This window comes from Cognatishimia sp. WU-CL00825, assembly GCF_040364665.1.
Classification (GTDB): domain Bacteria; phylum Pseudomonadota; class Alphaproteobacteria; order Rhodobacterales; family Rhodobacteraceae; genus Cognatishimia.
Map to the genome: position 1 here is coordinate 220744 of NZ_BAABWX010000003.1, position 23117 is coordinate 243860.

At 55.8% G+C, this 23117-nt stretch carries 24 protein-coding genes; 13 read left to right on the forward strand and 11 right to left on the reverse strand.

All coding sequences use genetic code 11. The features are described from left to right. The first annotated feature begins 76 nt into the window (after positions 1-76). On the forward strand, positions 77-574 hold the full coding sequence (locus ABXG94_RS13230) for a MarR family winged helix-turn-helix transcriptional regulator (RefSeq protein ID WP_353534871.1): 498 nt from the start codon (positions 77-79) through the stop codon (positions 572-574). Continuing rightward, on the forward strand, positions 574-1272 hold the full coding sequence (locus ABXG94_RS13235) for a response regulator (RefSeq protein WP_353534873.1): 699 nt from the start codon (positions 574-576) through the stop codon (positions 1270-1272). Before ABXG94_RS13230 ends, ABXG94_RS13235 begins: the two co-directional genes overlap by 1 nt. A 65-nt stretch (positions 1273-1337) precedes the next feature. Here the strand turns inward: ABXG94_RS13235 and ABXG94_RS13240 are convergent, their stop codons facing one another. Further along, positions 1338-1883 (reverse strand): hypothetical protein, encoded by a 546-nt coding sequence (locus tag ABXG94_RS13240; protein WP_353534876.1) that lies wholly within the window; start codon positions 1881-1883, stop codon positions 1338-1340. Positions 1884-1930: 47 nt separating this feature from the next. On the opposite strand from ABXG94_RS13240, the gene ABXG94_RS13245 reads away from it, so the two are divergent. From ABXG94_RS13245 to dxs, 4 genes are read left to right on the forward strand one after another with little or no spacing between them, the layout of a single operon-like run. Then, positions 1931-2860: a histone deacetylase family protein gene (locus ABXG94_RS13245; RefSeq protein ID WP_353534877.1), complete on the forward strand. Its 930-nt coding sequence runs from the start codon at positions 1931-1933 to the stop codon at positions 2858-2860. Then, positions 2857-3099, forward strand: coding sequence for an exodeoxyribonuclease VII small subunit (locus ABXG94_RS13250; RefSeq protein ID WP_353534879.1), 243 nt, complete (start codon positions 2857-2859; stop codon positions 3097-3099). Before ABXG94_RS13245 ends, ABXG94_RS13250 begins: the two co-directional genes overlap by 4 nt. A 2-nt stretch (positions 3100-3101) precedes the next feature. Further along, positions 3102-3971, forward strand: a complete 870-nt coding sequence (locus ABXG94_RS13255; protein ID WP_353534881.1) for a polyprenyl synthetase family protein — start codon at positions 3102-3104, stop codon at positions 3969-3971. Between the two features lie 14 nt (positions 3972-3985). Beyond that, positions 3986-5914 (forward strand): 1-deoxy-D-xylulose-5-phosphate synthase, encoded by a 1929-nt coding sequence (gene dxs / locus ABXG94_RS13260; protein WP_353534883.1) that lies wholly within the window; start codon positions 3986-3988, stop codon positions 5912-5914. 56 nt (positions 5915-5970) lie between these two features. On the opposite strand, the gene ABXG94_RS13265 is transcribed toward dxs, so the two are convergent. The 3 genes from ABXG94_RS13265 to ABXG94_RS13275 form a co-directional block, all read right to left on the reverse strand. Next, positions 5971-6828 carry an SDR family oxidoreductase gene (locus ABXG94_RS13265; protein WP_353534885.1) on the reverse strand — a complete coding sequence of 286 codons (858 nt, stop codon included), beginning with the start codon at positions 6826-6828 and terminating at the stop codon, positions 5971-5973. Between the two features lie 101 nt (positions 6829-6929). Further along, complete coding sequence (locus tag ABXG94_RS13270; protein WP_353534888.1) at positions 6930-7361, reverse strand: DUF1810 domain-containing protein; 432 nt, start codon at positions 7359-7361, stop codon at positions 6930-6932. Between the two features lie 36 nt (positions 7362-7397). Next, positions 7398-8021 (reverse strand): LysE family translocator, encoded by a 624-nt coding sequence (locus ABXG94_RS13275; RefSeq protein WP_353534890.1) that lies wholly within the window; start codon positions 8019-8021, stop codon positions 7398-7400. Positions 8022-8205: 184 nt separating this feature from the next. Between ABXG94_RS13275 and ade the strand changes: the two genes are divergently transcribed. From ade to ABXG94_RS13290, 3 genes are all read left to right on the forward strand, one after another. Beyond that, positions 8206-10014, forward strand: coding sequence for an adenine deaminase (ade, locus tag ABXG94_RS13280; RefSeq protein WP_353534937.1), 1809 nt, complete (start codon positions 8206-8208; stop codon positions 10012-10014). Beyond that, positions 10011-11489 carry an AMP nucleosidase gene (locus ABXG94_RS13285; protein WP_353534891.1) on the forward strand — a complete coding sequence of 493 codons (1479 nt, stop codon included), beginning with the start codon at positions 10011-10013 and terminating at the stop codon, positions 11487-11489. The genes ade and ABXG94_RS13285 overlap by 4 nt, the downstream gene beginning before the upstream one ends. Positions 11490-11621: 132 nt before the next feature. Beyond that, on the forward strand, positions 11622-11909 hold the full coding sequence (locus ABXG94_RS13290) for an HU family DNA-binding protein (RefSeq protein WP_353534893.1): 288 nt from the start codon (positions 11622-11624) through the stop codon (positions 11907-11909). Positions 11910-11917: 8 nt separating this feature from the next. Here the strand turns inward: ABXG94_RS13290 and pdxR are convergent, their stop codons facing one another. Both pdxR and ABXG94_RS13300 read right to left on the reverse strand, forming a co-directional pair. Further along, positions 11918-13360, reverse strand: coding sequence for a MocR-like pyridoxine biosynthesis transcription factor PdxR (gene pdxR / locus ABXG94_RS13295; RefSeq protein WP_353534896.1), 1443 nt, complete (start codon positions 13358-13360; stop codon positions 11918-11920). A gap of 50 nt (positions 13361-13410) precedes the next feature. After that, the gene (locus tag ABXG94_RS13300; RefSeq protein WP_353534899.1) at positions 13411-15432 is read right to left on the reverse strand and encodes a molybdopterin-dependent oxidoreductase; all 2022 of its coding nucleotides are present in this window, start codon (positions 15430-15432) and stop codon (positions 13411-13413) included. Positions 15433-15683: 251 nt separating this feature from the next. Here ABXG94_RS13300 and ABXG94_RS13305 point away from each other — a divergent pair, with 251 nt between their 5' ends. The 4 genes from ABXG94_RS13305 to msrA all read left to right on the forward strand — a co-directional run bounded on the left by ABXG94_RS13305 (position 15684) and on the right by msrA (position 17885). Further along, entirely contained in the window at positions 15684-16397 is a 714-nt protein-coding gene (locus ABXG94_RS13305) for a cytochrome c biogenesis CcdA family protein (protein WP_353534902.1), read from the forward strand. 10 nt (positions 16398-16407) lie between these two features. After that, the gene (locus tag ABXG94_RS13310) at positions 16408-16815 is read left to right on the forward strand and encodes a thioredoxin family protein (RefSeq protein ID WP_353534905.1); all 408 of its coding nucleotides are present in this window, start codon (positions 16408-16410) and stop codon (positions 16813-16815) included. A gap of 111 nt (positions 16816-16926) precedes the next feature. Further along, positions 16927-17376, forward strand: a complete 450-nt coding sequence (msrB, locus tag ABXG94_RS13315; RefSeq protein ID WP_353534906.1) for a peptide-methionine (R)-S-oxide reductase MsrB — start codon at positions 16927-16929, stop codon at positions 17374-17376. Beyond that, a complete protein-coding gene (gene msrA / locus ABXG94_RS13320; protein WP_353534907.1) occupies positions 17373-17885 on the forward strand; it encodes a peptide-methionine (S)-S-oxide reductase MsrA in 513 nt (170 codons plus the stop codon). The genes msrB and msrA overlap by 4 nt, the downstream gene beginning before the upstream one ends. On the opposite strand, the gene ABXG94_RS13325 is transcribed toward msrA, so the two are convergent. The 5 genes from ABXG94_RS13325 to ABXG94_RS13345 form a co-directional block, all read right to left on the reverse strand. Then, entirely contained in the window at positions 17868-19883 is a 2016-nt protein-coding gene (locus ABXG94_RS13325) for a hydantoinase/oxoprolinase N-terminal domain-containing protein (RefSeq protein WP_353534908.1), read from the reverse strand. The two genes, msrA and ABXG94_RS13325, sit on opposite strands and share 18 nt — an antisense overlap. Beyond that, positions 19880-20926, reverse strand: a complete 1047-nt coding sequence (queG, locus tag ABXG94_RS13330; protein ID WP_353534939.1) for a tRNA epoxyqueuosine(34) reductase QueG — start codon at positions 20924-20926, stop codon at positions 19880-19882. The genes ABXG94_RS13325 and queG overlap by 4 nt, the downstream gene beginning before the upstream one ends. A gap of 93 nt (positions 20927-21019) precedes the next feature. Further along, the gene (gene fzlA / locus ABXG94_RS13335; RefSeq protein WP_353534910.1) at positions 21020-21685 is read right to left on the reverse strand and encodes an FtsZ-binding protein FzlA; all 666 of its coding nucleotides are present in this window, start codon (positions 21683-21685) and stop codon (positions 21020-21022) included. An 87-nt stretch (positions 21686-21772) separates the two neighbouring features. Then, complete coding sequence (gene mtgA / locus ABXG94_RS13340; RefSeq protein WP_353534913.1) at positions 21773-22510, reverse strand: monofunctional biosynthetic peptidoglycan transglycosylase; 738 nt, start codon at positions 22508-22510, stop codon at positions 21773-21775. 78 nt (positions 22511-22588) lie between these two features. Then, on the reverse strand, positions 22589-22966 hold the full coding sequence (locus ABXG94_RS13345) for a DUF4189 domain-containing protein (RefSeq protein ID WP_353534915.1): 378 nt from the start codon (positions 22964-22966) through the stop codon (positions 22589-22591). Positions 22967-23117 lie beyond the last annotated feature (151 nt).

Here is a 23117-nt window from a genome sequence, read left to right on the forward strand (position 1 = left end):
ATTCACCCTTGGAGTGTCAACAAGGCTGACTTAGTGTGGGCCTCGTACGAGGGTTTTATTGACTGGAAATAACAAGATGGGCGACACCCACGGCAGCGAAAGCCTGCTTTTTCTGACAGACGAGCAGATTCGGCAGGGCATCGAGGGCATGTATTTTGCTTATCGTGGGCTGACATCAGAACCAGATCGCATCCTCGCCACCATGGCCTATGGGCGCGCGCATCACCGAGCGGTGCATTTTATCAACCGTGCACCGGGCACCACCGTGACCAATTTACTGGAGATTCTTGGGGTCACCAAACAGTCGCTTAATCGGGTCCTACGCACGCTGATCGAAGATGGGCTGGTTGAAAGCCGGGTGGGCAAAGTTGACAAGCGCGAACGCAATTTGTTTTTGACCGAAGATGGCACACGGCTGGAAGCGCGCCTGTCAGATGCGCAACGCACACGCATGCGCTCGGCCTATCGTGAAGCTGGCCCCGAGGCAGTGGCTGGATTTCGGCGGGTGCTTGAGGCCATGATGGATAAAGAAATGCGGCGTCGCAATGCCGCGCTGCGCGGGAATAAAACCTGATGGATCTACAACCACATCTTTTGATCGTTGACGATGACGAACGCATTCGCGGGTTGTTGCAAAAATTTCTGATCCGCAGCGGTTTTTTGGTCTCTGCAGCCCGCGACGCAGCCCATGCGCGGCGCATCTTGGCCGGGCTTGATTTTGATATGATTGTACTGGATGTGATGATGCCCGGCGAAGACGGCATTGCGCTGACCCGGTCTATTCGCGAAACCTCGTCGACCCCGATCATGCTGCTGACGGCCAAAGGTGAGACCGAAGATCGCATTGTGGGTCTAGAGGCGGGGGCAGATGATTATTTGGCCAAGCCCTTTGAACCCAAAGAGCTGTTGCTGCGCATCAATGCGATTTTGCGCCGTGTGCCAGAGAGCGATGCGGCAAATGCCGCGCCGAAAATGCTGAAATTGGGGCCGATTCGCTATGACATTGAACGCGGCGAGATGTGGCAAGGGGATGATCTGGTGCGCTTAACGGCCACGGAAAGCCAATTGATGAAGATCTTTTCCGCAACCCCTGCGGAACCTATCAGCCGCAGCAAATTGGTGGAAGAATTGGGACGCGATCGCGGTCAGGCGCAGGAACGGGCTGTCGATGTGCAAATCACCCGTCTGCGGCGCAAGATCGAAAGCGACCCAAAACAGCCGCGATATCTGCAAACCGTGCGCGGGGCGGGTTATATGTTGGCCCCAGACTAGCAACGACATCATCTGGTGCGGCGGTTTTTTGGGTATTTGGATCAAGAACAATGATGGTGATGCGCCTATTGGGCAGGGGCATCGGGGTTGCAGCGTGTCGGCAGGGCTGAATCTTGGGACCATTCTGCAAGTGGCGCTGCCTCAAGATCACTGGCAAAATGGGTGATGCCTTTTGCATTTTCCAAAAACCCGCGCCCGGTCAGAAAATTGACGTCACAGCGACCAAAGGCATCCAGATCCAGCGTGTCGCGCCAGCTGTAAGTCTGGCCAGCAACCCGATAGCTCTGCTGGCGATTGGCAATCGTCACGGTCAATGCCCAGCGAAAACGGCAACACCCCTCGTTCTTGGATGTCAGCAAGACCGAGCCGTTTGGCGCAAGGCTGAGATGCGGGCTTTGGCCATAAAGCCCGCCTTTCCAAGCAATATTTGGCAACAGGATATCTGATCCGGTGTTTGTTTTAATGCGCAGATCAACCTGGCCGTTGTCTTGGTGAACAAGTCCGAATTCTTCCACATGGCCATCCTGATCCAAGTCTGACCGCACCATATCTGCAGCCGTTGCGACCAGCGTGGTGTTGATAAAAACTGTGAGCGTAACCAAGAATTTCATCAGTAGCACCTTGCAAGACCTTTGCTAATTCGGCTTTGGTGCTGGTTATGACAACATTACTTTACACCCATGCCGATTGTTTGACCCATGTCACACCAACAGGGCACCCAGAGCAAGTCGCGCGGCTGACGTATATTGAAAACGCACTCGCTGGCTTTGCCACATTAGAGCGCCGCGAGGCCCCTGATTGTCAGGATGACGACATCTTGTTGTGCCATCCGCAAAGCTATTTGGATATGATCACCCAGGCCTCCCCAAGCAGCGGGCAACGAGCTTTGGATGGCGACACACATATGTCTGCGGGCACCTTGCGCGCGGCGCGCCGCGCGGTCGGGGCAAATATTGCCGCCGTAGATGCCGTGCTGGGCGGGGCAGCCACCAATGCTTTTGTGGCCACGCGTCCGCCTGGTCATCATGCCGAGCAATCCACGCCGATGGGCTTTTGCCTGTTTGGTAATATCGCCATCGCCGCGCGCCACGCCATAAAACGACATGGTCTGTCCCGCGTGGCAGTCGTTGATTTTGATGTTCACCATGGCAACGGCACGCAGGCCTTGCTTTGGGAGGAAGAAAACGCGCAGTTTTATTCCAGTCATCAAAGCCCCCTCTGGCCGGGCAGCGGACAGAGCCATGAGACCGGCGGTCACAATAATGTCTGGAATTTCCCCCTGCCGCCCCATTCTGATGGGCCCCATATGCGCGATGTTTACACGCGCGAGATTTTACCAGCGCTTGACCGCTACCGGCCCGAACTTATTTTGGTGTCTGCTGGTTTTGACGCCCATGCTGCTGACCCGTTGGCGCAATTGAATTGGCAGACCGAGGATTTTGCCTGGCTCACCCAAAGGCTCTGCGACCTTGCGTCGACCCATTGTGGGGGGCGTCTCGTCTCGACTTTGGAAGGCGGATATGATCTGAGGGCCTTGGCGGAGTCGGTTACCGCCCATGTTGGTGTTTTGATGGAGAAAAGCGCATGAGCGATACACCCGTTGCAGAAATGAGCTTTGAGCAAGCCATGGCTGAATTAGAGCAGGTTGTTGGCAATCTGGAACGTGGCGATGTTGCACTGGATGATTCCATCAAGCTGTATGAACGCGGAGCTGCCCTGAAGGCGCGCTGCGAAGCCAAGCTGAAGGAAGCCGAAGAGAAAGTTGCTGCCATCACTTTGGATGGCAAGGGTCAGCCAAGTGGCCTGAAGCCCGTCGAAGGGCTGTAACTGTGTTTAAACGCCAATTGGCCGAGACCGCCACCCGGGTGCAGGCGCATCTGGATGCTGTGATGGCCCCGATGGGGCAATTGCCGGTTGTGCAGGCTATGCGCTATGCGAGCCATGGTGGCAAACGCCTGCGCGCCTTTTTGGTGACCGAAAGTGCGCGTCTGCACGATATCGATCCAGCGCAATCCATCTGGCCCGCCGCCGCGATAGAGGCAATGCATGCTTATTCGCTGGTGCATGACGACTTGCCCTGTATGGATGATGACGATTTACGCCGGGGCCAGCCAACCGTGCACGTCAAATGGGACTATGCCACGGCGGTATTGGCCGGAGACGCGCTGCAAACCTTGGCATTTGAAATGGTGGCGCATCCGGAAACAAGCCCAAACCCGCTGGTGCGGGCGGATCTTGCGCTGACTTTTGCCAAAGCCGCCGGGGCGCAGGGCATGGTTTTGGGTCAGGCGCTAGACATGGCCGCAGAAACCGCCGAAGCGCCCTTGACGCTTGATGAAATCATCACGTTGCAAGCCGGAAAGACCGGCGCTTTGTTTGGCTGGTCAGCGCAATGTGGCGCGCGCATGGCACAGGCAGAGACACAGCCCTTTGCGCGCTATGCGGATGGTTTGGGCCTTGCCTTTCAAATCTGGGACGATGTTTTGGATATCGAAGGCGACGCGGATAAGGTTGGAAAAACCCTTGGCAAGGATGCCGTTGCAGGCAAAGCGACTTTTGTCTCGCTCTTGGGGATGGAAGCTGCCAAAACCCGTGCCAGAGATTTGATTGATGACAGTTGCGCTGCGCTGGACTCATATGGCGCAGGGGCTGACACCTTGCGGGACCTTGCGCGCTTCGTTATTGCGCGGGAAAGCTAAGAAAAGGGCGAGCTATGTCTGCCAGACCCGATACGCCGCTATTGAACCGGGTGCACAAACCCGAAGACCTGAAGCAATTCAGCGACGCTGAACTGACGCAGTTGGCGCATGAGCTGCGGGCCGAAACCGTCTCTGCGGTTTCAGAAACCGGCGGGCATCTGGGCGCGGGCCTGGGTGTGGTTGAGCTGACCGTGGCTTTGCACGCGGTTTTTGACACGCCCCGCGACAAGCTCATTTGGGACGTTGGCCACCAGTGTTATCCACATAAGATCCTGACTGGGCGCCGTGACCGCATCCGCACATTGCGCATGAAAGACGGGCTGTCTGGTTTCACCAAACGCTCTGAATCGGTGTTTGACCCCTTTGGGGCGGCCCATAGTTCCACCTCTATTTCCGCAGCGTTGGGCTTTGCCGTGGCTCGCGATCTGGGCGGCACCTGCGACGGTGGTCTGGGTGATGCAATTGCAGTGATTGGCGATGGCTCGATCAGCGCTGGGATGGCCTATGAGGCGATGAACAACGCTGGCCATCTTAATCGCCGATTGTTTGTGGTTCTCAACGACAATGAAATGTCGATTGCCCCTCCGGTGGGCGCGATGTCGTCCTATCTGTCCCGGCTTTATGCCGGCGAACCCTATCAAGAGCTGAAAGCCGCCGCAAAAGGCGCGGTGTCGCTTTTGCCAGAACCTTTCCGCGAAGGCGCAAAGCGTGCCAAGGAAATGCTGAAAGGCATGACCCTTGGCGGCACGTTGTTTGAGGAACTTGGTTTTAGCTATGTAGGGCCAATCGATGGCCATGACATGAACCAATTGCTGCCGGTTCTGCGCACCATGCATGATCGCGCCACTGGGCCGGTTTTGCTGCATATCGTGACCCAAAAGGGCAAGGGCTATGGCCCGGCTGAAAACGCGCGTGACAAGGGCCACGCCACAGCCAAGTTTGATGTGTTGACCGGCGAACAAAAGAAATCTCCGTCCAATGCGCCTAGCTATACATCGGTCTTTGGCCAAACACTGACAGATCTGGCGGCAGAAGACGACAAAATCGTTGCGGTCACGGCGGCCATGCCCGATGGCACCGGTCTGAATCTTTTTGCCGAGCGCTATCCAAGCCGCTGTTTTGACGTGGCCATTGCCGAACAACATGGCGTGACCTTTTGCGCGGCTTTGGCTGCGGGTGGCATGAAACCTTTCTGCACGATGTATTCGACCTTTTTGCAACGCGGATATGATCAGGTGGTGCATGATGTGGCCATCCAACGTTTGCCCGTGCGCTTTGCCATTGATCGCGCCGGGCTGGTCGGGGCCGATGGTGCCACCCATGCGGGCAGTTTTGACATTGCCTATATGGCCAATTTGCCAGGCATGGTGGTGATGGCGGCCGCTGACGAAGCCGAACTAAAACATATGGTGGCCACCGCTGCCGCGCATGACGACGGGCCAATTGCCTTTCGTTACCCGCGTGGCGAAGGCGTTGGCGTCGACATGCCAGAGACCGGCGAGATTCTGGAAATTGGCAAAGGCCGCATGATCCAACAAGGTCAGCGGGTCGCGCTATTGTCCTTTGGCACCCGTCTGGAAGAAGTCAAAAAAGCCGCAGATGCTTTGGCAGCGCGTGGCATCACCCCCACCATCGCAGATGCACGGTTTGCCAAACCACTGGACCAAGCGCTGATCATGGATCTGGCGCAAAACCACGAAGCACTGATCACCATCGAAGAAGGCGCGATTGGCGGATTTGGCTCACATGTGGCGCAGCTTTTAGCAGAAAACGCTGTGTTTGATACTGGGTTGAAATTCCGCTCGATGGTGTTGCCCGATATCTTTATCGATCAATCCAGCCCTGCGGATATGTATGCCACAGCTGCCATGAACGCCGAGCACATCGAAGCCAAAGTGCTTGATACGCTTGGAATTGCCCAGATTGGCAGCAAATCAGCCTAACTTCATCTTTCTCAAAACACTCTGGGGGTCTGGGGGTAAAACCCCCAGCCATCGCCTCAGCCTGAACGTTCCTGTGCTAACATCGCTTCCAGCGCCGCTTTGAACGTCGGGTATTTCAATGTCACGCCCAATTCATCTTTGATGCGGTCGTTGCGCACGCGCTTGCTGTCTGAATAAAATGTCCGCGCCATCGGGCTCATCGTTGCCTCTTCAAAAGCCACAGCTGGCGGCGGTGCCATGCCAAGCAGTTTGGCCGCATATTCAATCACCACCTCTGGCGGTTGCGGGTCATCATCACAGACGTTGTAAATGCGCCCCGGATTTGGCTGCGCCATCGAAGCCTCCAGCACCTGCGCAATGTCTTGGACATGTGTGCGGCTAAACACCTGATTTTTCTTGATCACCCGCTGGGCCACGCCCCGTCGCAGTTTGGCAAACGGCCCACGCCCCGGCCCATAAATGCCCGCCAGGCGAAACACATGCACAGGCAAATCATCAATATCCAACCATTCGCGTTCGGCCAGAACCCGTCGCTTGCCCCGCTCTGTCGCCGGATCAAGTGCGGTGGTCTCATCCACCCAGCCGCCATCGTGATCGCCGTAAACCCCGGTGGTCGATAAATACCCGACCCAATGCAATTGGCTTTTCACCGCTTCAATGGCAGGGCGCGCTGCGCGCAATATCGGGTCACCCTGGGCATCAGGACCAGCTGATGTCAAAATATGGGTCACATCTCTAAGGCAGCTGGTCAGATCACAAGGCCAGAGTAATGGCTCGACCCCAGAGGCCGACAGCTCTTCCAGTTTTTCAGTTTTGCGCGTCGTGCCGATCACCCGCCACCCCTGCGGCACCAGTCGCGCCGCCAAAGCCTGTGCAGAAAATCCATGACCTAAAGAAAGCAAAGTGTTTTTCATGCCCGCAAACTGCGCAACCACCTGCAAACATGCAAGCCTGGCGTTTCACTTTTCCAAAAATACCCCTGCCAGAGGCACCTGCCCGCGCATGCTGCACAAACTTAATGCTCTGCGGCAAGCCGAGACTGCGTCAAAGGGCAAGATAATCCACCAAAAAACTGATCCAAAATATCCTGAAACACATCCGGCGTGCCGGGCACGCGGGCAAAAAGAGTCGCCATGCTGCGCAGTTTTTGTGCGTCAATCGGGCCCAAAATCGCTTCGGGTGGGCGGTTTTGATGCATCAACAAAGCCATGCAGATTTCCATCAGGCGTTTGCCCAAAACTGGGTGACCCAAGTAACGCGTGGCTTCGTCAAGATCTTGCAACCCATAGTCTTCAGCACGTTGCGAACGACCCAGCCCGCGCAACTGTGGCAATTCCCACCAAATCCAATGGCTAAGCTTCAAACCAGACCGCACTTCGGCCAAAGCCTTGGCATGGGTCATAGCTTGCGGCTGCAAAAAGCGTTCCAGATCCTGTTTGTTAACCATCGCAGTCCTTTCCACAGCGCCCAAGGCGGTTTTTGCTTAGCGCTGGCTTGTTGCAATCTTGGCGGCCAACCCCACAAACACAAGCCCCGCCACGCGATTGGTGACGGTCTGCATTTTAGGAGTGCGCATCAATGTTTGGCTTAGGCGGCCGGCCACAAGGGCCACAGAGCCAAAAACCAAAAGGGCCACGCCGACAAACACCATGCTCAATAGTGCAATCTGCCCCGTCAGGTTGCCCAGCGCCGGGTCGGTGAATTGCGGAAACAGCGCCAAAAAGAACAATGCGACCTTTGGGTTTGTAATATTCATCAAGACGCCGCGCCGATACAGCGCCCAGCCTGAGCGTGATACTGTTTTGGTGTGCAGGCTTTGTGGCTTGGCGCGAAACGCCTGATAGGCCAGATACAAAAGATAAGCCGCCCCAATGAATTTGATCACCGTGAACGCCAGCGCGCTGGCTTGGATCACCGCGGCCAAGCCAAGGGCCACAGCGGCGGAATGAAACAGCAAACCCGTGCACAGCCCCAGCACCACATACAGGCCTGACACGGCACCATGCAGCGCCGATTGTGTCAGCACAAATACGTTATCCGGGCCAGGCGCAAGGCTAAGCAACAAAGTCGCCAGAGCGAAGGTCACAACAATATCGAAAGGCAGCATACGATGCTCCGGTTTGGCAGTGGTTTTTTGCAGCAGACCCGATTTAAGCCCTAAAATCAATTGCATCTGTGCAATGTATCGACATGCCCAATAGCTTGCCTTTCGGTTTGGTTTGAAACAGCCTTTGCAAAAGCGTCATGTTTCGGCTGCTTGATCAATGGCGGCTGTCGTGCCACCTTGGGACATGGAGCAGACGACATTAAAAACTTGGGCCGAATGCGCCCCCCGCTTGGTCAACGTCGCCGCAGGGCGCGAAGCCGCAGATCTGATCATTCGCAACGGACGTTGGGTCAACGTACACAGCCGTGAAATTCTTGCGGGTCACGACATCGCTATTGCCGAGGGCCGCATCGCTTATGTTGGGCCGGATGCCAGCCATTGCATAGGGCCACAAACCGAGCTGATCGAGGCAGAGGATCGCTTTATGATCCCCGGTCTGTGCGACGCGCATATGCACATTGAAAGTGGCATGCTGACACCCGCGGAATTTGCCCGTGCGGTGATCCCCCATGGCACCACCAGCATGTTCACTGATCCGCACGAAATCGCCAATGTTCTGGGTCTTGCGGGCGTGCGCATGATGCATGACGAGGCGCTGATGCAGCCGATCAATGTATTCACCCAAATGCCAAGCTGCGCCCCCAGCGCGCCGGGGTTGGAAACCACTGGATTTGAAATAACCCCCCAAGATGTTGCCGAGGCCATGCAATGGCCGGGCATTATTGGCCTGGGCGAAATGATGAATTTTCCGGGCGTGGCAAATGCTGATCCAAAGATGCTGGCGGAAATTGCCGCCACGCAAAACGCTGGCAAAACCGTTGGCGGCCACTATGCCTCGCCGGATTTGGGACCAGCCTTTCATGCTTATGTGGCCGGTGGGCCTGCGGATGATCATGAAGGCACGTGCGAAGCAGATGCAATCGCGCGTGTGCGACAAGGTATGCGCAGCATGATGCGGCTTGGCTCTGCCTGGTTCGATGTGGAAAGTCAGATCACAGCCATCACAGAAAAAGGGCTTGATCCGCGTGGTTTTATCCTGTGCACCGATGACTGTCATTCCGGCACTTTGGTCAACGACGGGCATATGAACCGGGTTGTGCGGCACGCCATTGAGTGCGGCTGTGATCCATTGATCGCGCTACAGATGGCCACCATTAACACGGCGACCCATTTTGGCTTGGAGCGTGATTTGGGCTCGATCACGCCGGGACGCCGCGCCGATGTCATTCTGACCAGCGATCTGAAAACCTTGCCAATCCAACAGGTGATTGCGCGCGGCAAAACCGTGGCAAAGAATGGCGTATGCCTTGTGGATTGTCCGCATTATGATTGGCCTAAACACGCGCGCCAAACCGTCAATTTGGGTCCGCAACGCCGTGCTATGGATTTTGACATTTCCGCACCCAACGGTGCCAACACCGTGACCGCGAATGTAATTGGGGTGGTTGAAAATCAGGCCCCAACCAAGGCTTTGAAAGCCACATTGAACGTGCAGGATGGCTTGGTTGAGATGGATGTTGATCAAGACGTCTGTCAAATCGCCCTTGTCGAGCGCCATCGGGGATTGGGCAGCACCACCAACGCCTTTGTCAGTGGATTTGGCTACCAAGGCCGGATGGCGATGGCCTCGACCGTCGCCCATGACAGCCATCACATGATTGTTGTTGGCACAGACAAAGAGGACATGGCGCTGGCGGCCAATCGACTGGGCGAGGTCGGCGGCGGTGTGACCGTCTTCAAAGACGGGCAAGAAATTGCTCTGATCAAATTGCCCATCGCCGGGTTGATGTCAGATCAGCCAGCCACTCAGGTTGCCGCTAAGGCACAGGCGATGATGCAGGCGATGCAAACCTGCGGCTGCACGCTTAACAATGCTTATATGCAACATTCATTGCTGGCTCTGGTGGTGATCCCGGAACTTAGAATTTCGGATCTTGGGCTGGTGGACGTAACAAAGTTTGAAATGACGACCGTATTACAGGCCCCAAAATGACCCCTATTGAAATTCCCATAGCCACAACGGCTGTCCCCGCCCCTGAATCCTTTACAAATGCCAAGCAGGCCGTCGATCGGCTGTGTGAACTCTATGAAACGGCCACGACCTATTTGTGCCGAGAGTTTGTTTCAGCGATAGCGGATGGCCCCAAGGGGCAGCGCATTCGTGCGCATTACCCAGAGCTGCGCATCACCACCACAAGCTTTGCCCAAGTGGACAGCCGCCTGTCGTTTGGGCATGTGGCAGAACCCGGTACCTATGCGGCAACAATCACCCGGCCTGATTTGTTTCGAAATTATCTGGAACAGCAAATCGAGCTCTTGCTAGAGAACCACAAGGTTCCAGTGGTGGTTGGCGCATCATCCACGCCGATTCCGGTGCATTTTGCCGTGGCCAATGACGACACGATCACAGTGCCTCAGGAGGGGGCTGCCGATTTCACTCTGCGCGATATTTTTGATGTGCCCGACTTGTCGACAACCAACGACGACATCGTGAATGGCGTTGCCGTCACCCCCGAAGGCGGAGCCAAACCCTTGGCCCCATTTTCAGCCCAGCGCGTTGACTATTCCCTTGCCCGGTTGGCGCATTACACAGCAACAGACGCCGAGCATTTTCAGAATCACGTTCTGTTCACCAACTACCAATTCTATGTTGCCGAATTTGAGGCCTATGCCCGCGAAATGCTGGCCGATCCTACGAACGGCTATGTCAGTTTTGTTTCAACTGGAAATGTGGAAATCACCGATCCCGCGACCAAAATTCCTGCGGTGGAAAAACAGCCCCAAATGCCAACTTATCACCTGACGCGCAAAGATGGCTCGGGGATCACATTGGTGAATATCGGCGTTGGACCGTCTAACGCCAAAACCGCAACCGATCATATTGCGGTGTTGCGCCCGCATGCTTGGTTGATGGTGGGGCATTGTGCAGGCCTGCGCAATTCCCAAAGCCTAGGGGATTTTGTACTGGCACATGCCTATCTGCGCGAAGATCACGTCTTGGATGATGATCTGCCGGTTTGGGTGCCCATTCCAGCGCTGGCTGAAATTCAAATTGCACTAGAACGTGCGGTGGCTGACGTCACCAAGCTGGAAGATTTCGAACTGAAACGCGTGATGCGCACCGGCACCGTGGCCACGATTGACAACCGCAATTGGGAGCTGCGTGAACACGCGGGTCCCGTGCAGCGTCTGTCGCAATCACGCGCGGTTGCCTTGGATATGGAAAGCGCCACAATCGCGGCAAACGGCTATCGGTTTCGCGTGCCATATGGAACGCTTTTGTGCGTGTCAGACAAGCCGCTGCATGGCGAACTAAAACTGCCCGGCATGGCCTCAGATTTCTATAAAACACAAGTGGCTCGCCATTTGATGATTGGAATCCGCGCGATGGAGTCGCTGCGCGATATGCCGCTTGAACGCCTGCATTCGCGGAAATTGAGGTCTTTTGATGAGACTGCGTTCCTATAATCCCGCAGTATGCGCGAAAAATGTATATTTTTGCGCATACGCATGCAGCATTTCGTTGTCATCGCCCTTTAATTTCCGTTAAATGCGCGGCATGAGGCCCATAAATAACGGGCAAGACAAGGAGACCAATTAATGGCAAAGCCGATGACCAAGACCCAACTCGTTGCCGCTCTGGCCGAGGAACTGGGCGCCGACAAGAAAACCGCTGGTGCTTCCCTAGACGCAGTCTGCGCGCTGATCACTCGCGAAGTGTCGGCAGGTGGTGCAGTGACCCTACCAGGCGTAGGCAAAATCTATTGCCGCGAGCGTCCTGAGCGTATGGTTCGCAATCCGGCAACTGGTGAGCAAATCAAAAAAGAAGCTGATAAAGTCGTGAAAATGACAATCGCCAAAGCGTTGAAAGACAGCGTGAACGGCTAATCAGATTTCTAATCTGTTTTTGGGAAGGGGTCGCCAGTGGCGGCCCTTTCTTTTTGTGCGTCGATCACCTGTCGCAGGGTGCCAAGCGCCTTGTCCAACTCTTGCTCGTCAAATCCGCAATAGCCCAACAAAATGCCATTGCACTTAGCCGGCCCAGAACAGAACCCCGATAGCGCCTCGATGTCCAACCCTGCCTTGCGCCCCGCGGACATCACATTCGTATCAGGCAAATCAATGTTCAAATGAAACGCGATCTGCATGCCTGCGTGATGGTCAGTGAACCAGCCAACATCCTGAAACCGATCTTGCAAAGCCCCCAAAAGGAACGCGCGCCGTTTTCCATAAATGCGGCGGACCCGTCGCAGGTGGCGATAGAATTCTCCGGACTGCATAAAATCAGCCAAAGGTGCCTGCGGCATCTGACTGGCTTTGCGGCCAAAACGGCGCAGGGTTGTGACAAACCTGGCCTGTAAACTCTTGGGCACAACCACATAACCCATGCGCAATTCGTTCGAAAAAATTTTTGAGAAACTACCAATATAGATCGAGCGCTGCAGCCCATCAAAGCCCGCAAGCGCCGGAATTGGCCGGCCCGCAAAGCGAAACTCACTGTCATAGTCATCCTCGATCAGCCAACTGCCCTGACGCTGTGCCCAGGACAAAAAACTCTGCCGCCGTTGCAGCGACATGGTCCCACCCAGAGGATACTGATGCGAAGGAGTTAAGATGGCCGCCTTGGCTTTGACCTTTGGCAAGATTGCCCCCTGCGTATCCGTGGCCATAAACCCCAGCGTTAGACCACGATCTGCAATGAAATGCTTTAGCGGGCGATACCCGGGGTCCTCGACGGCAATGGTATCGCCAGCCTGTGCAAGGCAACGCAAACACAGTTCCAACGCATCGCTCGCCCCAGCGGTGACAATCACCTGATCACAATGGGCTTCAACCCCGCGCCATTCTGCGATGTGATCAGCGATAGCGCGGCGTAGACCCTGATGACCAATTAGTGAATCATCGCTGCCAAGCTGCACCGGTGCACTCCGAAACACCCGCGCCACAGTCCGGCCCCAGGCACGATGCGGAAACAGCCGCATATCTGGCTCTCCGGCCCGAAATGGTGCCGCTGGATTTGTGGTCGCCATTGCAGGGCTTGTGGTGATCAAAGGCTTTGCCAAAGTCCCGCCAAGCTCTAACGCACCGGTGTCACAAATTTCATATCCAGCACCGGGACGCCCCAGAATATAGCCTTCTGCCACCAATTGATCATAGGCGGTCACCACCGTTGTGCGCGACACGCCTAATTCAATTGCAAGGCTGCGGGTCGGTGGCAGTTTTTGCCCGGCCAACAGCGGCCCAGATTGAACATGTCGGCGCACGGCCATGCAAATCTGCTCAAAAACCGGGGTTTTTGACGCGCGATCCACAGCAAAGGTCAGCGAATGTGCGGGCATGAATTGGTCTGCCTAGGTGGTCATTTTTGCCAAGTTACCACAAACCAAAATCAAGGGACACAGGCCCGCACTTCGACAAATGTGTCGTTATAGGCGGCCCCTTCCCTCAGGTCACAACGACTGTTTGACGAAATCAACGAATTCACAGTCAATTTTGTATCGCTGGTGGCCCTCCAAGTGCCTTTTGGGCTGTAAACCACACCCAACTTTACCGCATCGCTGATCTGCAGCATCAGCGTGACTTCACCCAAAGCATTCCAGACCATCACTTTTTGGCGGTCTTGCAACCCTCGAGCGGCGGCATCTTCTGGGTGCATCTCAAGTATCTCTGGGCCCTCAGATGCCGCGCAGCCGCCAAAGGTTGCATTGATGCGTTTGTCAGACGAAGGTGTCACAAGCGTCAGGGGCAACGCAGCCTCCGCCGCTTTATACTGCGGCAGCGCACAGCCAAACCGCGCCTCTAGATCGGCGCTATAGAGTTCGATTTTGCCCGAACGTGTCTGTGGCGCGAGCGCGTCGCACAAAATAGCATCCTGCCCCATATCCCCTCCGGCTTGCACCGGGCTTTCAAGATCAATTTCACTTGGTCGTTGTCCCAGATCCGCAAAGGCCTGATCCATTAGCGCCATGTCGCTGTCCTGAAATTCCGGCTCGGAAAAGCCAAACCGTGCTGCCAGGCGGCGAAAAATCTCTGTATTTGGCAGGGCCGCGCCAACCGCCGAAATGACAGGGGCTGACCGTTGCACATAGTTTTGTCCATAGGCCCCAAAAATCTCGTGGTGCTCAAAATGACTGGCCGCCGGCAAGATGACATCGCACAGCGCCATACTGTCGGTCATCGTTACATCGCAGCCGACCACAAAAACATCTTTCTGAGACAAAGCCCGGATCATCTTGCCTTGGTCCGGATGGGTGGCAACGGGATTGTGGTTATAGATCATCACAGCCTTTACAGGCGTGGCAAGATCCTGATCCAACAACATGTCTGACACATCCAGAATGTTGAAACGCCGCGCCGGCTTGCTGCGCAAATGCGTGGCTTGCAAACGGTCAGACGTTTTGACCGCATGGCCACCAGACTTTGCGATGATCCCAGCACCAAGCCGCCCGTGTTGCCCCGTCAAAGCATTTAGCGCCATAGCTGCGCGCAACCCTGCCCCGCCTGACCTGTTGCGTTCAATCCCCACGCCCACGCTGGTCGCCATGGCGCGTGCCTTGATGATCCAACCCAGCAATGTGTCAAAATCCGCTGTCTCTATCTTGCACAGCGTCGCAACCTCTGCGGTGCCATATTGCCCTGCGGCCTGCAAAAAACGCGCACTTCCCAACACCCATCGAGTGAGAAAATCTTTGTCCAAAGCATCGCGCTGCTCCAGCCCGGCCGCCAGCGCCATGGCCAGAACCACATCTGTGCCCGGAGTAATTTGCAGAAACAAATCAGCTTGGTCTGCAATTTTGGTGCGCTTTGGATCAATCACCACAAGCTTTGCGCCGCGCGCCCGCGCCGCTTTGATAACCCGTGTGAAATGCAAGTTTGAAACGGTAACATTATTGCCCCAGACCAAAATCAGGTCGCTGTGAACCGCCTGTGCGGGTGGCATGCCCGGCGCATCACCATAAAGGCTGCCATAGGCCGCCCCGCGCACACCGCCACACAGGGGGCCGCGGTCAAGCTCTGTCGCGCCCAGCCGATTGAAAAACCGCATGTCCATCGAGCCAGCCGCCAATTCACCATGCGGACCCGCATAGTTCAGCGGCAATACCGCTTCTGCTCCAAAGCCATCAATAGCCGCGGAAAAGCCCGCATGCACCAAATCCAAAGCCTCTTTCCAGGAAATGGGTTCAAATCCCGCGCCGCTACGTTTCATCGGATGGCGCAACCGTTTTGCGCCATGCACAAATTCCCCATAGCTGCGCGCAACTTTTTTACAAATCACACCACCCGTATAACCATTGGCCTTGGATCCACGCACATTCTGGATTTCATCTCCCAGAACTTTGACGCTCAAACTACAGGTGTCCGGGCAGTCCAACGGGCAGACGCTTGGCAATATTCTTGGCTGTTGGTTCATAACATCCTCACTGATTTGCTTTCAGATAGGTTGATTTTGGCCTCTTAAAAACTGCCAATTTTGTCAAAAACAACCAAACCAATTTGTGCTTGACCCAAATACCCTAGGGGAGCGCAGAGAATGGATTTCTCTGCGCGGAGGCAGCGCCCCTGCCCGCGACAGCCAAATCCTAACATCAACCACACGCAATATTGAACAGAACTGCATCGCGAAATGCTGACAACACATCGGAAAAACGGCATGTTCGCCGCATGGATCTGATTTTTGCATATGCCGCTGGCCTGCTGACATTGATTAACCCCTGTGTCTTGCCTGTGCTGCCCATTGTATTGGCCACCGCATTGCAAGCCAGCCGCCATGGGCCTTTGGCTATTGCCGCCGGGCTCAGCCTGTCTTTTGTTACCCTTGGGCTGCTGGTGACCGCATTTGGGCACGCCATTGGACTGTCGATAGATGACATTTCGCGGGCCGGGGCCGTTCTTATGGTGGTGTTTGGGCTGATATTGCTTGTGCCGCGGTTCTCAACGGCCTTTACCGCTGCCACTGCTGGATTTGCCAGTCAGGCAGATGCCCAAATGGATCATATTGACCGCGCAACGCTGCGAGGGCAGTTTTTAGGCGGCGTGCTTTTGGGGGCCGTCTGGAGCCCCTGTGTTGGGCCAACTCTGGGCGGGGCAATATCGCTTGCGTCGCAGGGACAAAGCCTGACCTTCGCCACTGCAATTATGATGTGTTTTGCACTTGGTGTTTCCACATTGATCATTGGCCTTGGCTATGGCGCGCGATCTGCCTTGCAACGCCGTCAAGCCCTCATGCGCAAAATCGCTGCCACAGCACGCCCGATGATGGGGGCGGTGTTTGTTGCTGTTGGGCTGATGTTGTTTTTCCGTCTACACCATATCGCCGAAGCTTGGTTGCTGGACCACATGCCGCTTTGGTTGATTGATTTATCTGTGTCCCTGTAAGGAGTTTGCCATGAACCGCCGTTCATTTATCGCCCTCGCCGCCGCGTCCACCGCTCTGCCATTTGCCGCGCAGGCCGCCACAAATTACACACCGGGGTTGGTGGCCAAACATCTGGCGGCTGGCGACACTGTCTTTCTTGATTTCAAAGCCAGCTGGTGCACCACTTGCCGGGCGCAGGAACGTGTTATTGCGCGCCTAAAAGACAATAATGGCGCGTATGAAAAGAACATCGTGTTTATCGATGTGGATTGGGACCAATATGGCCGGTCTGACCTGGTGCGCGATCTGAAAATTCCGCGTCGCTCTACCCTAGTTGCATTGAAGGGCGATGCCGAACTTGGGCGCATCGTGGCTGACACCAACCGCAAAAAGATCAAAGCGCTTATGGATCAAGCCCTAGCGGCCGCTTCTGCCTAGGGGTCTTGGCGGGGATATGATCACGCCTTGGTCAGCGCTCTGTAACAACCGTTTGAATTCAGCCATACTGCCCCATCTATTGCGCAAGACACTCAAAAGATGGAGACCCTCGTGAGCACATATCGCAAAGACGCAGACGCAATCGCACAGCTGACTGACGAACAGTTTTGGGTCACGCAGGAAAACGGCACTGAACGGCCGGGATCTGGCAAGTTGTTGGGCAACAAAGAACCCGGCATTTATGTGGATGTCGTTTCTGGCGAACCGCTTTTTGCAAGTTCTGACAAATATGAATCCGGCTGCGGCTGGCCCAGTTTCACCAAACCGATCGAAACCGCACATGTCACCGAAGTACATGACAGCACCCATGGTATGATCCGTACCGAAGTGCGCTCTGCCCATGGTGACAGCCATCTTGGGCATGTATTTCCCGATGGGCCCGCGGATCAAGGTGGGCTGCGCTATTGTATCAACTCAGCCAGCCTGCGCTTTGTGCATCGTGACGAGATGCAGGCCGAGGGCTATGGTGCCTATATTGACCAAGTGGAGGATCTCGCATGAGCACACGCGCTGTACTGGCCGGGGGCTGTTTTTGGGGCATGGAAGACCTGATCCGCAAACAAAAAGGGGTGCTTAGCACCCGTGTGGGCTATACCGGAGGAGACGTGCCAAATGCCACCTACCGCAACCATGGAACCCATGCTGAAGGCATCGAAATCACCTTTGACCCAGAGGTGACCACCTATCGCGCTGTTCTTGAGTTCTTTTTTCAGATCCACGATCCAACGACGCCAAATCGTCAGGGCAACGATGTTGGCAGCTCGTATCGGTCCGCTATCTACTATGTGGATTCTGAACAAAAGGCTGTCGCGCTGGACACGATTGCTGATGTCGACGCCTCTGGATTGTGGCCCGGCAAGGTTGTGACCCAAGTGGAACCCGCCGGAGATTTTTGGCAAGCCGAAGAGTTCCACCAGGACTATTTAGAGAAGAACATTGGCGGCTATACCTGTCATTTTCCACGTGCCAATTGGGTGCTGCCCAAGCGCGCGCTAGACGAGGGCCTCTGATGCAATTCGAGGCCGCCCTGTGGCCTCGACCTTGACGCTGCCCTGCACAAAGATCTCGCGGCCTTCAACTGTCGCAACTTTCAGTTCCCGCTCTGCCACAACATGCAGGCCCTGGGCACCATTGCGTTGGGCCTCTTGATTTGCAGCCTCTCGCAATTTTGCTTCCAGATAATCAAGCGCGGCCTCTGAACTGGTGAAATCCCGCGGCTGTTCGGTAAAATGCACCCGAAACACCCCTTCGGATGGCGTGGTCACATTGCCAGATTTTCGAATGGTCACCCGGCCACTAACCGCGCCAATTGCGTTTGCAACATCCGCATGCTCAGGCAAAATCAGCCGTGCGCTAAGACCCTTGCTGATATCGGCATAATAACATTGTGCTGCGGCGCCCAAGGCAATCAGGGGCAGCTCCAGCGCTGCCTTCATAGACAATAGACCATGGTGACCGCGCAGCGCTCTTTTCAACAAAGGGTGACGTGCCAACGTTGTCGCCGGCGCATCAAACGCGGGGGTTTCTGCGGCAATCACAGTTTCCAACAAAGCCGTTTCTGATTGCGCAGCCAATTGATTGACCACTTGCTCGGCCATCTCGGATGCAGAGCTGGCCAACGGTTTGCCTGCACCAGTGCGTCGGTGCGCCAGCAACTGCAGCGCCTTTTCAGCGGCCCCCCGATCCCAATGCGCGACCTTGCCGAGCACATGGCTGGCATCAGTCGGCGTTGCGCCCGCAAGCTGTACCAGCCCACGCGACACAAGCGTGCGCATGGCGGCTCGGTCAAGTCGGTTTTGCCCAATTTCTGCCAAAGGCCACACCGCTGTGCCGATACGCGCCAACAGGGCTGCGGGGCGTGGGGGCAGGCCCTCGACAGTCTGGATCCCGAGACCGCGTACAAAACACCCATCCAATTCGTTGGGCACTGCCTGCGCCAATTGCCGATCAAGCGCGGCATGCACGCGATCTGGGGCCTCTTGCACCAATTGGCTTATAGGCACAACGCGCGCTGGTCCCAGCGTGATCTCGCCGTCCAGCCCATGTGCAGAGATATGAACCGCGCTGTCCCCACCAATGCCAAAGGTGCGCATCGCCACCGCCTCTACCATGGTTTGATGGGCCCCGACCCGCGCGCCATTTGCATCAAGCGCCGGCCGCCCCTGACGCAACAAGGCCACATCCGTGGTGGTGCCGCCTATATCGCTGACCACTGCGTTCTGTGCGCCGGTCAGCCATTGTGCCCCCACCAAAGACGCCGCAGGCCCGCTGAGAATGGTTTCGATGGGCCGACGGCGCGCTTCTTGGGCAGAAATCAAAGCCCCGTCCCCACGCACCACCATCAAAGGCACACGCAGACCCAACTGCGCCAGCCGCGCGCTAGCGCTTTGGATCAGGACGTCGATCATACCCACAAGCCTGGCATTCAACACCGCCGTTACGGCCCGTTTGGGCCCGTTAAGCTTGGCAGACAGATGATGGGAACAGGTCACAGGTTTGCCGGTTGCTCTGCGAATGATCTCCGCGGCTTGCGCCTCATGGCTTGTGTTGCGCGTGGCAAATTGTGCGACCACCGCAAAACCGGTCACTGCAGCGCCGTGCTCTGCCAACCACTGCTGCAAATGTTCAACATCCAACGCGGTGATCTCTTGGCCCGCATGGTCATGCCCCCCGGAAATTGCCACAACCGGGTCACCCTCCAAAGCCTCCTGCAACCCGTGGCGCATCACATCTGCCGCATCAAACCCCACCAGCACCAAGGCAACGCGACCCCCTTGGCCTTCGACCAGCGCGTTTGTGGCCAATGTGGTGGACAGGCACGCCAGTCCAATCTTTGCCGCGTCAATCCCTGATTGGCGCAAAACTGCCGAGACCGCGCCACCGATACCAAGCGATAGATCCTGACGGGTTGTGGGGGATTTCGCCTTGGCGATCACATCGGTTTCATCGCGGATCAGCACCGCGTCGGTATAAGTGCCACCTGTGTCTATGCCTAATGCCAAGCTCATTTCAGCCCTTTCAATTGGCCCTGCGCCCAAAGCGCTGCGTCTGCCACCGCCGCATCCGGGTCCTGCAGCAAATTCTCGACCTGTATCAAATGATCCGGCATGCCAGAATTGCCAATGGCATAAAGCACATTGCGGATAAACCGATTGCGGCCAATGCGCTTGATCGGGCTGCCGGAAAACAAACTGCGAAATCCCGCGTCATCCAGACCCACTAACTCTTTGAGAGAAGGGGCCATCAATGCGTCACGGGCGTGATAACGCATCTCGCGCGCCTCAACTGCGAATTTGTTCCAGGGGCAAGCCGCAAGACAATCATCACAACCATAAATGCGGTTGCCAAGCAGCGGCCGAAGATCTGGATCAACCGGCCCATGATGTTCGATGGTCAAATAAGAAATGCAACGCCGCGCATCAATTTGATGCGGGTTGGGAAAAGCCCCGGTCGGACAGGCGTCCAAACAGGCCCGGCATGACCCGCAATGGTCAATCTCTGCGGCGTCAACGGGCAAATCAACGGTGGTGAACACCGAACCGATAAAAAACCAAGATCCTAAGTCGCGACTGACCAAATTGGTATGTTTGCCCTGCCACCCCAGGCCAGCCGCTTGCCCCAAAGGTTTTTCCGCAACTGGTGCCGTATCGACAAACACTTTCACTTCGGTCTCAGAACCGGTTTCCGCAATCAACCAGCGCGCCAGACGCTTGAGCCGCTTTTTGACCAGATCATGATAATCTTTGTTTTGCGCATAAACAGAAATTGCGCCGCGATCCGCCATGCCGTGCACAGCACAGGGGTCATGATCCGGCGTATAGCTTTCCCCCAGCATTATGATCGAGCGCGCCTCAGGCCACAGCGCCGCCGGATCAGATCGCCAATGGCTGCGCTCTGACAGCCAGCCCATTTGTCCTTGATACTCTTTGGCCAAAAACCCCTGCAGATCTTCTGGCACTTGGGGCACAGAGTCAGGGCGGCATATCCGGCAAAGATCAAAGCCAATCGCCTGAGCTTCGGCCACCAATCGTGCTTTCAATTCCAAACCCAGCTCCTTGTTCTTGAAACAAATACCCTCGGGGGTGAATTGTAGGGAATTGGCAAATTCCCGAAAAGAGGGGGCAGACAGCCCCCTGCTGCGCCCTCAGAAATCAAGGTCAGCGTAATGCGGCGGAGGCGGAAACCCCGACACCTGATCTGCCAGAATAGACCGAAAGGCCGGGCGCGACTTAATCTTGGCATACCAGTCTTTCACCACGTCAGAACGGTTCCAATCCACATCGCTGATGTAATCCAAAGACGACAAATGCGCGGCGGCGGCAAAATCCGCGAGCGTCATTTGATCGCCCGCCAGCCAGCGGCGATGATCCAGCAACCACGCCATATAATCCAGATGGTATTTCACCGCCTTGGCGCCGGCTTTGACATTTGTGCTGTCCGGGTATCCACTGCCCTGCACCTTTTTGTTCACCCGTTCATACAACAGTTTGCTTGTGACCTCTTGATGGAACTTGTCATCAAACCAGCTTACCAACCGGCGTACTTCGTAGCGGCCGTCAGCAGTTTTTGGCATAAGCCCAGGGTCAGGATAGGCCTCTTCAAGATACTCACAAATCGCAGCACTTTCTGCCATGGTCTTGCCGTCGATCTTCAGCACCGGCACTTTGCCAGCCGGATTGCGACGCAGAAAATCAGGATCCTGCTCCCAGTACCGCTCTTCGACCAGATCGACTTCGATCTTTTTCTCAGCTAGGCTCAGACGCACCTTACGGCAAAACGGCGACAGGGGGGCGTGGAATAGGCGGGCCATCAAACAACCAAAGTTAGGGATTCTCCTCCCTAATTGCCGAAATACCACGACGGTTTCAACAGGCTTATCAGCGCCACGTGCATGGTTTCATTGAAAACAGCGCGCCCTGCCGTCCTTTGCGATGGTTGCCGCCCCGTCCATAATCGCACTGGCGCGCTTGATTTGCCTTGCTGTTGGTCGGCGTGCCGAGCGGGTTTTAGGCGCTGGCAGAACCGTTGCCAATCGCGCGGCCTGGCTTGCACTCAAGGAATCCGGAGCAACGCCAAAATAGTGATGTGACGCCGCTTCGACCCCAAAGACCCCCTCGTCAAACTCTGCTATGTTCAAATAGACTTCCAGAATCCGGCGTTTGCTCCAGGCCATTTCGACCACCGGGGTTATACCCGCTTCCAGCGCCTTGCGCAGCCAGCTACGACCTTGCCAGAGATAGACATTTTTCACAACTTGCTGACTAAGCGTCGAGGCCCCACGTCCTGCGCCATCTTCTAGCGCGGCGCGGATCGCAGTCATGTCAAATCCCCAGTGATTGCAAAAATTGGCGTCTTCGGCGGCCACCACAGACCGCAGCATCACCGGGGCGATCTCTTCGACAGGCACCCATTGATGGTCAATATGACCCAACCGAGCCTTTTCAGAATACATTGTCCAGGTGATGGGCGGGTTAAAAACCGTGAAAATCAATATCGCGAATATGAATGCTGAAATTCCCCAAATAGTGGCCCGCATCGCCCAACGACGGGCACGGCGTTTTTGGCGCTGTCCCCAATTTTCTTTGGGCTGCGCCTTTTTACGTGTCTTTTTCTTTTTAACAGCTTGTTTTGCCATTGTTCTGCGCCAACCCCTGTCACTGGGATAATGCGCAGGGGGGTATGACGCAACCAATCAGTCGCGTTACAAAGAACGCTAGGGGGAACAGGCCCAGACAACCACATTGCAATCATAGGTTTTGGCGTCACATATCTTGATGGCGGTGGCTTCCGCCTTTGACCGTGATTTGCTGTAGGCCCAGCTCCATTTTCCGTCCTGCCCTTTGGCCATGGCAGCACAGGTATTTTTAAAGGTGCGCACTTGCACACAGCCCCAATCACAGGCGCGCTGCACGGCCTTAAAGGCTTCTTGCTCTGACCATTGCCCATAGGCTGCGCCAACCTTGCCATCCGCGCCAAACCCAACACCGCCCCAGCAATCCTTGTAACCACAGGTGCCAGCCAGGGCGGATTGACCCATCATTATCCCACCGCATAAAATGGCTGTTAAGCCGATTGTTCGCGCGCTTTTCATGTGCTCCGCCTCGCCGTTTTCTCAACTCTAGGCGCAAAATTGCACTGAAAATCTTTCCTAGACCAAAGATTTGCCATAGCGGCTTTCTTGCCACGCCGTACAAAGCGTCACAAACCCGGTCTCTGAACACAAAAAGGGCCCCCGAACGGAG

Coding starts and splice junctions, on each gene's coding strand:
- ABXG94_RS13230 (WP_353534871.1), top strand. CDS start 77: ATGGGCGACACCCACGGCAGCGAAAGCCTGCTTTTTCTGACAGACGAG.
- ABXG94_RS13235 (WP_353534873.1), top strand. CDS start 574: ATGGATCTACAACCACATCTTTTGATCGTTGACGATGACGAACGCATT.
- ABXG94_RS13240 (WP_353534876.1), bottom strand. CDS start 1,883: ATGAAATTCTTGGTTACGCTCACAGTTTTTATCAACACCACGCTGGTC.
- ABXG94_RS13245 (WP_353534877.1), top strand. CDS start 1,931: ATGACAACATTACTTTACACCCATGCCGATTGTTTGACCCATGTCACA.
- ABXG94_RS13250 (WP_353534879.1), top strand. CDS start 2,857: ATGAGCGATACACCCGTTGCAGAAATGAGCTTTGAGCAAGCCATGGCT.
- dxs (WP_353534883.1), top strand. CDS start 3,986: ATGTCTGCCAGACCCGATACGCCGCTATTGAACCGGGTGCACAAACCC.
- ABXG94_RS13265 (WP_353534885.1), bottom strand. CDS start 6,828: ATGAAAAACACTTTGCTTTCTTTAGGTCATGGATTTTCTGCACAGGCT.
- ABXG94_RS13270 (WP_353534888.1), bottom strand. CDS start 7,361: ATGGTTAACAAACAGGATCTGGAACGCTTTTTGCAGCCGCAAGCTATG.
- ABXG94_RS13275 (WP_353534890.1), bottom strand. CDS start 8,021: ATGCTGCCTTTCGATATTGTTGTGACCTTCGCTCTGGCGACTTTGTTG.
- ade (WP_353534937.1), top strand. CDS start 8,206: ATGGAGCAGACGACATTAAAAACTTGGGCCGAATGCGCCCCCCGCTTG.
- ABXG94_RS13285 (WP_353534891.1), top strand. CDS start 10,011: ATGACCCCTATTGAAATTCCCATAGCCACAACGGCTGTCCCCGCCCCT.
- ABXG94_RS13290 (WP_353534893.1), top strand. CDS start 11,622: ATGGCAAAGCCGATGACCAAGACCCAACTCGTTGCCGCTCTGGCCGAG.
- pdxR (WP_353534896.1), bottom strand. CDS start 13,360: ATGCCCGCACATTCGCTGACCTTTGCTGTGGATCGCGCGTCAAAAACC.
- ABXG94_RS13300 (WP_353534899.1), bottom strand. CDS start 15,432: ATGAACCAACAGCCAAGAATATTGCCAAGCGTCTGCCCGTTGGACTGC.
- ABXG94_RS13305 (WP_353534902.1), top strand. CDS start 15,684: ATGGATCTGATTTTTGCATATGCCGCTGGCCTGCTGACATTGATTAAC.
- ABXG94_RS13310 (WP_353534905.1), top strand. CDS start 16,408: ATGAACCGCCGTTCATTTATCGCCCTCGCCGCCGCGTCCACCGCTCTG.
- msrA (WP_353534907.1), top strand. CDS start 17,373: ATGAGCACACGCGCTGTACTGGCCGGGGGCTGTTTTTGGGGCATGGAA.
- ABXG94_RS13325 (WP_353534908.1), bottom strand. CDS start 19,883: ATGAGCTTGGCATTAGGCATAGACACAGGTGGCACTTATACCGACGCG.
- fzlA (WP_353534910.1), bottom strand. CDS start 21,685: ATGGCCCGCCTATTCCACGCCCCCCTGTCGCCGTTTTGCCGTAAGGTG.
- mtgA (WP_353534913.1), bottom strand. CDS start 22,510: ATGGCAAAACAAGCTGTTAAAAAGAAAAAGACACGTAAAAAGGCGCAG.
- ABXG94_RS13345 (WP_353534915.1), bottom strand. CDS start 22,966: ATGAAAAGCGCGCGAACAATCGGCTTAACAGCCATTTTATGCGGTGGG.